General features: G+C 72.6%; 6 protein-coding genes. All 6 read left to right on the top strand.

The features are described 5' to 3' along the window. The first annotated feature begins 214 nt into the window (after positions 1–214). Complete coding sequence (locus BEK98_RS34970) at positions 215–1,375, top strand: ABC transporter substrate-binding protein (protein ID WP_094220760.1); 1,161 nt, start codon at positions 215–217, stop codon at positions 1,373–1,375. After that, a complete protein-coding gene (locus BEK98_RS34975) occupies positions 1,372–2,271 on the top strand; it encodes an ABC transporter permease (protein ID WP_094220761.1) in 900 nt (299 codons plus the stop codon). The genes BEK98_RS34970 and BEK98_RS34975 overlap by 4 nt, the downstream gene beginning before the upstream one ends. Further along, positions 2,256–3,074, top strand: a complete 819-nt coding sequence (locus BEK98_RS34980; protein WP_094220762.1) for an ABC transporter permease — start codon at positions 2,256–2,258, stop codon at positions 3,072–3,074. Before BEK98_RS34975 ends, BEK98_RS34980 begins: the two co-directional genes overlap by 16 nt. Before the next feature lie 3 nt (positions 3,075–3,077). After that, a complete protein-coding gene (locus BEK98_RS34985) occupies positions 3,078–4,154 on the top strand; it encodes an ABC transporter ATP-binding protein (RefSeq protein WP_094220763.1) in 1,077 nt (358 codons plus the stop codon). Between the two features lie 14 nt (positions 4,155–4,168). Continuing rightward, on the top strand, positions 4,169–5,635 hold the full coding sequence (locus BEK98_RS34990; protein ID WP_094220768.1) for an HAD-IA family hydrolase: 1,467 nt from the start codon (positions 4,169–4,171) through the stop codon (positions 5,633–5,635). Positions 5,636–5,734: 99 nt separating this feature from the next. After that, the coding region (locus tag BEK98_RS34995; protein WP_244202109.1) for a sensor histidine kinase at positions 5,735–8,009 on the top strand (2,275 nt) is incomplete at its 3' end.

An 8,009-nucleotide genomic window follows, 5' to 3' on the forward strand; every position in this document is an offset into this window, starting at 1 on the left:
CTCAGGTCGCTGTGCACAGCGTGACCAGCCTAATCGAGACCTGAGCGTGATCTGCAACGGTCTGGATTGTGCACACAACTAGGGCTCAGAGTTTCGTCGCGGTTTACAGACAGGACACCTGCGGCGGGCGTACTGTGACGCAACTTGTTCATACAAGTTCTCCGCAGTTCTCAAACGCACCGCCACCACCCTCGTGCGCACCCCTGGAGAGACCGTGACCGTGTCCCTGCCGAGAAACGCCGTCCTCGGCGGCTCCCTCGCCGTCGTCGCCGCGCTCGCGCTGAGCGCCTGCGGCGCCGCCCCCGACAACGCGTCCACCAAGACCAAGGACGGCAAGAGCGCCGCCACCGCCACCTCCGCGGCCGACTTCGGCGGTCTCGACGCCCTCGTCAAGGCGGCCAAGAAGGAGGGCACGCTGCACATCATCGCGGTGCCCCGCGACTGGGCGAACTACGGCGCCCTCATCGACGGCTTCCAGAAGAAGTACGGCATCAAGATCGAGGACGAGAGCCCCGACGGCTCAAGCCAGGACGAGATCAACGCCGTGACCTCGCGGAAGGGTCAGGACCGCGCCCCGGACGTCCTCGACCTCGGCTCCTCCTTCGCCCTCAGCGCCGCCCAGCAGGGCCTGCTCGCGCCCTACAAGGTGGCCTCCTACGCCGACATCGCCGAGGCCCAGAAGGACCCGCAGGCCCGCTGGTTCAACGACTACGGCGGCTACATCTCCATCGGGTGCGACGCCAAGCGCGTGAAGACCTGCCCGACCACCTTCAAGGACCTCCTCAAGCCGCAGTACAAGGGCCAGGTCGCGCTCAACGGCAACCCGACCAAGTCCGGCTCGGCCTTCGGTGGCGTCTACGCGGCCGCCCTCGCCAACGGTGGCTCGTTCGACGACATCCAGCCCGGCCTCGACTTCTTCGCCAAGCTGAAGAAGAACGGCAACTACACGCCCGTCGAGTCCACCCCGGCCACCGTCGAGAAGGGCGAGACGCCCATCAGCATCGACTGGGACTACCTGAACGCCGGCTACGCCGACGAGTTCAAGTCCAAGGGCGTCGACTGGAAGGTCGCCATCCCGAGCGACGGCCAGTACGCCATGTTCTACTCCCAGGCCATCAACAAGGACGCCCCGCACCCGGCGGCCGCCCGCCTGTGGCAGGAGTACCTCTACAGCGCCGAGGGCCAGAACCTGTGGCTCAAGGGCTACGCCCGCCCGGCCCTGATGACCGCCCTGGAGAAGGCCGGCACCCTCGACAAGACCGCCGCCGCCAAGCTCCCGAAGGTCACCGGCACGCCCTCCTTCCCGACCGAGGACCAGCAGAGCAAGGCCAAGACGGTCATCGCTCAGGGCTGGGGCAAGGCCGTCTCCGGATGACCACCGCTCTCCCGCGTGCGGACGTGGCGCCCGTCGCTTCGGCGAAGCGGCGGCGCCGCGCCCCCGGCTGGCTGGCCGTGGTGCCGCTGCTGGTGTTCACGGCGATCGCCTTCGGCCTGCCCGCCCTGGCCATCCTGGACGGCGCCTTCACGGCCAAGGACCAGACGACCGGTGCCACGTCCTACACCGGCGCGAACCTGACGTCCTCGCTGCAGGGCCCGTACCTCACCGCGCTGGTCGGCAGCGTGAAGCTGTCGGCGATCTCCGCCGGGCTCGGGGCCCTGCTCGGGCTGCCGCTCGCCCAGGCCGTGGTCAGCTCCCGCTCCCGCGCGCTGCGCGAGGCCGTGCTGACCGCCTCCGGCGTGCTGGCCAACTTCGGCGGCGTCCCGCTGGCCTTCGCCTTCGTCGCCACCCTCGGCAACGCCGGCGTCCTGACCGTGCACCTCGGCCTCACCGACAAGGGCTGGGACCTCTACAGCTTCTGGGGCCTGGTCCTCGTCTACCTGTACTTCCTGATCCCGCTGATGGTCCTCACCATCACCCCGGCCCTGGACGGCCTGCGCGTCCAGTGGCGGGAGGCCGCGCTCAACAACGGCGCCACCGGTGTGCAGTACTGGCGGCACGTGGCCCTGCCCGTGCTGGCACCTTCGCTCCTCGGCGGTCTGGTGCTGCTGTTCGGCAGCGCCTTCGCCGCCTACGCCACCGCGGCCGCGATGGTGGGCAGCGCGGTGCCGCTGGTCACCCTGCAGATCGCCGACGCCCTCTCCGGCAACGTGCTGGTCGGCCAGGAAAACGTCGCCCTCGCCCTCAGCCTCGACATGGTGCTGGTGGCGGGCCTGGTGATGGCCGTGTACCTGCCCCTGCAACGACGGAGCGCCCGATGGCTCGACGCCTGACCCCCTGGCGCTGGGCCGTCCTCGGCCTGGCCGCGCTGTACTTCCTGGTGCCGCTCGCCGCGTCCGTGGTCTTCACGGTCGACGTGCCCGGCCAGGGCGTCACCTTCGACGCCTACACCCAGATCCTGTCCACCGACGGCTTCACCTCCAGCCTGCTGCTCTCGCTGGAGCTGGCCGTGGCCACCATCGCCGTGGTCCTGCTGCTGATGGTGCCCGCCGTGGTCGCGCTGCGGCTCGGCGCGCCCCGGCTCAGGCCGGTGGTGGAGGTGGTGTGCTCGCTGCCGCTGGTGGTGCCGCCGATCGCGTTCGTCGCCGGGATCGTGACCGTGCTCAAGTGGGGCCCGGACCATCTGTCCAGGACCCCGCTGTTCCAGACGTTCGTGGCGATCCAGAACCCGAGCTTCCCGGTCGTGCTGGTCCTCGCCTACGTCGTGATGGCGCTGCCCTTCGTCTACCGCGCCCTGGACGCGGGCCTGCGCGCCATCGACGTGCGCACCCTCGTGGAGGCCGCCCGCAGCTGCGGCGCCTCCTGGCCGCAGGCCCTGGTGCGGGCCGTGCTGCCGAACCTGCGCGGGGCGCTGCTGAACGCCGCCTTCCTCACGCTGGCGCTGGTCCTCGGCGAGTTCACCGTCGCCCGGCTGCTCGGCTTCCAGCCCTTCGCCGTGTGGATCTACAACGTCGGCGGCTCGCAGGCCCAGATGTCCGTCGCCGTGTCCGTGCTCAGCCTGCTCGTCACCTGGGCTCTGCTGCTCGCGCTCGCCGGCGCCGGCGGACGTACCCAAACCGCTTCCTCCCGGGGTTGAACCATGACCGTCACCACGCTTGAGAAGGCCACCGCCGAAAAGGCCGCCACCGTCGAATTCCGGGGACTGCGCAGGGAGTTCGGGGCCACCGTCGCCCTCGACGGACTCGACCTGACCGTCCGCCCGGGGGAGTTCCTGGCCCTGCTCGGCCCCTCCGGCTGCGGCAAGACCACCGCACTGCGCATGCTCGCCGGGTTCGAACACCCCGATTCCGGCGCCGTGTTGGTGGACGGCGAGGACGTCACCCACGTCCCGGCCCACCGTCGCGACGCCGGGATGGTCTTCCAGTCGTACAGCCTCTTCCCGCATCTGAACGCCGTCGACAACGTCGCCTTCGGGCTGCGCATGCGGCGGGTCCGTACGGCCGAACGGCGGGCCCGCGCAGCCGAGTTGCTGGAGCTGGTCGGGCTCGGTGACAAGGGGGAGCGGTACCCGCACCAGCTCTCCGGCGGCCAGCAGCAGCGCATCGCGCTCGCCCGCGCCCTCGCCCTGCGCCCGCGCGTCCTGCTGCTCGACGAGCCGCTGTCGGCGCTGGACGCCAAGGTGCGCCTGACCCTGCGCGAGGAGATCCGCAGGCTCCAGCAGGAACTCGGCATCACCACCCTCTTCGTCACCCACGACCAGGAGGAGGCTCTCTCGATCGCCGACCGGGTCGCCGTCATGCGCGCCGGACGGCTCGAACAGTGCGCCGAACCAGCCGAGTTGTACGGCCGCCCCGCCACCGCCTTCGTCGCCGAGTTCGTCGGCACGATGAGCCGCATCCCGGGCGAGCTGAAGGACGGCACGGTCGAGGTGCTCGGGCGGCGGCTGCCGGCCGACGGCGAGGTGCCGAACGGTGCAGTGGACGTACTGGTGCGGCCCGAGTCGCTCCAGGTCCAGGCCGACGAGCAGGGCAGCGCCCGCGTCGTCGCGACCGCCTTCCTGGGCGCCGTCGTCCGGGTCACCGTACGGCTCGCCGACGGCACCGAGGCCAAGGCCGACCTGCCCGCCCACGAGGCCACCGGGCTCGGCGCCGGAGCCCCCGTCGCCGTGTCGCTGCCCGAGCGGCCGGTGCTGGTGGCCGAACGTATCCAGAAGTGAGGAACGACGACAACGTGACCCCCCACACCCCTCAACACCTGCCGCAGGCCGTCCTGTTCGACATGGACGGCACGCTCGTCGACACCGAGCGTCTGTGGTGGGAGGCGGTCGAACTGGTCGCCGGGCGGCCGCTGACCGAGGCCGATCAGCCGGAGGTGCTCGGCCGGCCCGTCGAGCACACCGCCGCCTGGCTCGGCGCCGACACCGGCCTGGCCGCCGCCGACCTCGCGGCCGAACTGCACCGGGAGTTCGCCGCCCGCGTCCGCACCGGGATTGTGCCCCGCCCCGGCGCGCTCGACCTGCTGGACGCGCTGGCCCGGGCCGGTGTCCCCACCGCGCTGGTCACCGCGTCCCCGCGCGCGGTCGCCGACGTCGTGCTCGACGCGCTCGGCGCCGGACGGTTCGCGGTCTCCGTCACCGCCGACGACACCGCCCGCACCAAGCCGGCCCCCGACCCCTACCTGGCCGCCTGCCGGGCCCTCGGCGTCGAACCGGCCGCCTGCGTCGCCGTCGAGGACACCGAGACCGGTGTGGCCTCCGCCGAGGCCGCCGGGTGCGCCGTGCTCGCGGTGCCGTCCCTCGCGCCGATCGGCGCGGCACCCGGGCGGACCGTGCGCGACAGCCTCGTCGGTGTCACGCCCGAGGAGCTGCGCCGGATGATCGTGCCCGAACTCCGCGTCATGAGCTGGAACCTGTGGCTCGGCGGCGGCGAGGTCGACGACCACCGCGCCAAGCAGGTCAAGGCCGTCCTGGAGAGCGGTGCCGACGTCGTCGGGTTCCAGGAGACCGCCGGTACGGCAGCCCAGGAACTGGCCGAGGCGCTCGGCTGGCACCACCACCGGGCCGGGGAGAACCTCGGCGTCATCAGCAGGCACCCCATCACCGCCCGCTTCGGCGACCCCGACGTCGGCTTCTACGGCGCCGCCGGCGTCCGGATCCAGGTCGCGCCCGGCCGCGAGGTCGACGTGTGGACGGCCCACCTGCACTACACGCCGTACGGGCCGTACGAGGCCGCCTTCGACGGGCTCGGGGCGCCCGAGCTGATCGCCCACGAGGACGTACGGCTCGGGCAGATGCGGGACGCGCTGCGCCGGATCGCCGCGTCGTCCGCGGAAGGCGTTCCGGTCGTCCTCGTCGGCGACTTCAACTGCCCCTCCCACCTGGACTGGCCGGACGTGGAGTGGCCGGTGACGCGGGCGGCGGCGGACGCGGGCTTCGCCGACTCCTACCGTGAGGCGCACCCCGACCCGGTGGCCGAGCCGGGGCACACCTGGTCGCCGATCCACCCGGTGCACGAGGACGGCAGCGGACGCCCGGAACCGCAGGACCGGATCGACTACGTCCTGCACCGCGGCCTGACCGTGCGCGACGCGCGAACCCTCGTCATCGGCACCCCGCGCCCGTGGCCCGACGTCGCGGGCAACGACTGGCCCTCGGACCACGCGGCCGTCGTGACCACGTTCGCGCTGCCCCGTAGGTGACCCAGGGTTACCGCAGGTCACCATTGCGGACCAGGTGACGATCCCGTAGGTTGTGCCGGACTTTCCGCCACTACTGACTGGTAACACCGGCAGGTAACCATGCGCTGGCCCGTCGGCCGTCCCACCACCGTCCGCACGCGGATCGTGGCGCTCGCTCTCGCCCCGGCCGTCGCCCTGATGGCCCTGTGGAGCTTCGCCATGGTGTCGGTCACCGCCGAACTGCGCGCACTGATCCGGCTCCAGGGGGTGTACGAGGACTTCGGCACCCCCGTGGACACCGCGATCGGGCAGATCCAGATCGAACGCCGGATGTCCGCCGCCTACCTGGGCGCCCGCCTCGACACGACCGCGGCGGGCGACCTGCTCGGACAGGAACGCCGTACCGACCGGGCCGTCGACGCCCTGAGCCAGGCGGTCCGGGACGGGGACCGCGGCCGGCTCACGGACCGGCAGCGGCAGGCCCTGGACACCATGGTCGCCGCCACCGGGAAGCTGGAGGGGCTGCGCGAGCGCGTGCTGTCCCGGGCCATCACCTGGGACCGGGCGGTCGACGAGTACAGCGCGCTCGTCGAGCCCGGCTTCGACGTGCAGTCCACGCTCACCGCGCTCCAGGCCGGGCAGCTCGCCCGGGAGGCACAGGTCGTCATCGAGCTGGTGCGGGTACGGGAGTTCGTCTCCCGGGAGGACGCCCTGGTCGCCGGGGCACGGGCGGCCGGGACCCTGACCGACGGGCAGTACGACACCCTGACCGCCACCATCGAGGACCGGCGCGTCTTCGAGCGGACCTACGTACCGGACCTGCCCGCCGACTCGAGCGGCCTGTTCGAGGAGTTCCAGCGCGGTGACCTGTACCGCTCGCTGGCGCGCGGTGAGGACGCGCTGCTGCGGGCCGGTGCCGGGCGGGCCGGGGAGGCCGTCGCGGCGGACACCTGGCGCTCGACCACCGACCGGGCCGTCAAGCGCTACATGCAGCTGTGCACCCGCTCCGCCGAGAACTCCGCGGCGCGCGGCCGGGCCTTCGCCTACCACGAGCTGACCAAGGCAGCCGTCGTCGGCGCGGTCGGGCTGGCCGCCGTGGCGCTGTCCCTGTGGTTCGCGGTGCGGGGTGCGCGGCGCATCTCGCGGCGTCTGGAGACTTTGCGGGACGCGGCCGACGTGCTCAGCACACGGCAACTCCCGGACGTCATGCGGAGGCTGAGCGCCGGCGAGGAGGTGGACGCGCTGGCCGAGGCGCCGCCGCTCGCCGCCGACGGGACCAGGGACGACGAGATCGGCCAGGTCGGCCGGTCCTTCAACACCGCGCGGCTCGCCGCCGTGGAAGCCGCCGTCAAGCAGGCCACTCTGCGCCGGGGCCTGTTCGCGGTACTGCTCAACATCGCGCGCCGCAACCAGGCGCTGGTGCACCGCCAGTTGAAGCTCGTCGACACGCTGGAGCGGCGCACCGACGACCCGGACATCCTGCGCCAGCTGTTTCGCATCGACCATCTGACGACCCGGATGCGCCGGCACGCCGAGAGCCTGATCATCCTCTCCGGCTCGGCGCCCGGCCGCCGCTGGCGCGGGCCCGTGCCGATCGCGGACGTCGTGGCCTCGGCGGTGAGCGAGATCGAGGACTACGCGCGCGTGGTGGTGCCGCCGATGCCCGAGGTCGGCGTCGCGGCGGACGCGGTCGCCGACGTCGTCCATCTCGTCGCCGAACTCCTGGAGAACGCCACGGCGTTCTCGCCGCCGCACACCCAGGTCACGCTGCGCCCCGCACAGGTCGGCAGCGGCTTCGTGCTGGAGATCGACGACCGCGGGCTCGGCCTCGACGCCGAGCAGCGCACACAGGCCCACCGCACCCTCACCGACCCCGACGCCTTCGACCCCACCCGGCACGACCGGCTCGGCCTGTACGTCGTCGGCCGCCTCGCCGCCCGCCACGGCATCGAAGTGAACCTACGGGACTCGCCGTACGGCGGTACGACCGCGGTGGTGCTGCTTCCGGAGGGGGTGCTGGCGGAGGCGGAGCCGGCGTCGGTGCCGTCCGCCGGGTCCGGAGTGCGGGAGCGGGTGGCGGACTCGCCGGGGTTGGCGGAGCGGCTGGGGTCGGCGGAGGTGCCGGGGTCGGTCGAGCGGCTGGGGTCGGTTGAGCGGTCGGGGTCGGTGGAGGTGCCGGGGTCGGTCGAGCGGCTGGGGTCGGTTGAGCGGTCGGGGTCGGCGGAGCTGCCTGGGCCGGTCGAGCGGTCAGGGTCGGGCGAGCGGAAAGCGCCGGTGCTGGAGCTGCCCACCAGGAAGCGGTCCACACCGCCGTCCACTGCCGCACCCGGACCCACGCGACACAACATGCCCGCGCCGGGCGCCCTCACGCCGGGCGCCCTCACGCCGGGCGCCC

The sequence above is a fragment of the Streptomyces diastatochromogenes genome, from assembly GCF_002242805.1.
Lineage (GTDB): Bacteria > Actinomycetota > Actinomycetes > Streptomycetales > Streptomycetaceae > Streptomyces > Streptomyces diastatochromogenes.

Bases quoted from the DNA above. Each gene is read 5' to 3' on its own strand.
- BEK98_RS34975 (WP_094220761.1), top strand. From the start codon at position 1,372: ATGACCACCGCTCTCCCGCGTGCGGACGTGGCGCCCGTCGCTTCGGCG.
- BEK98_RS34980 (WP_094220762.1), top strand. From the start codon at position 2,256: ATGGCTCGACGCCTGACCCCCTGGCGCTGGGCCGTCCTCGGCCTGGCC.
- BEK98_RS34985 (WP_094220763.1), top strand. From the start codon at position 3,078: ATGACCGTCACCACGCTTGAGAAGGCCACCGCCGAAAAGGCCGCCACC.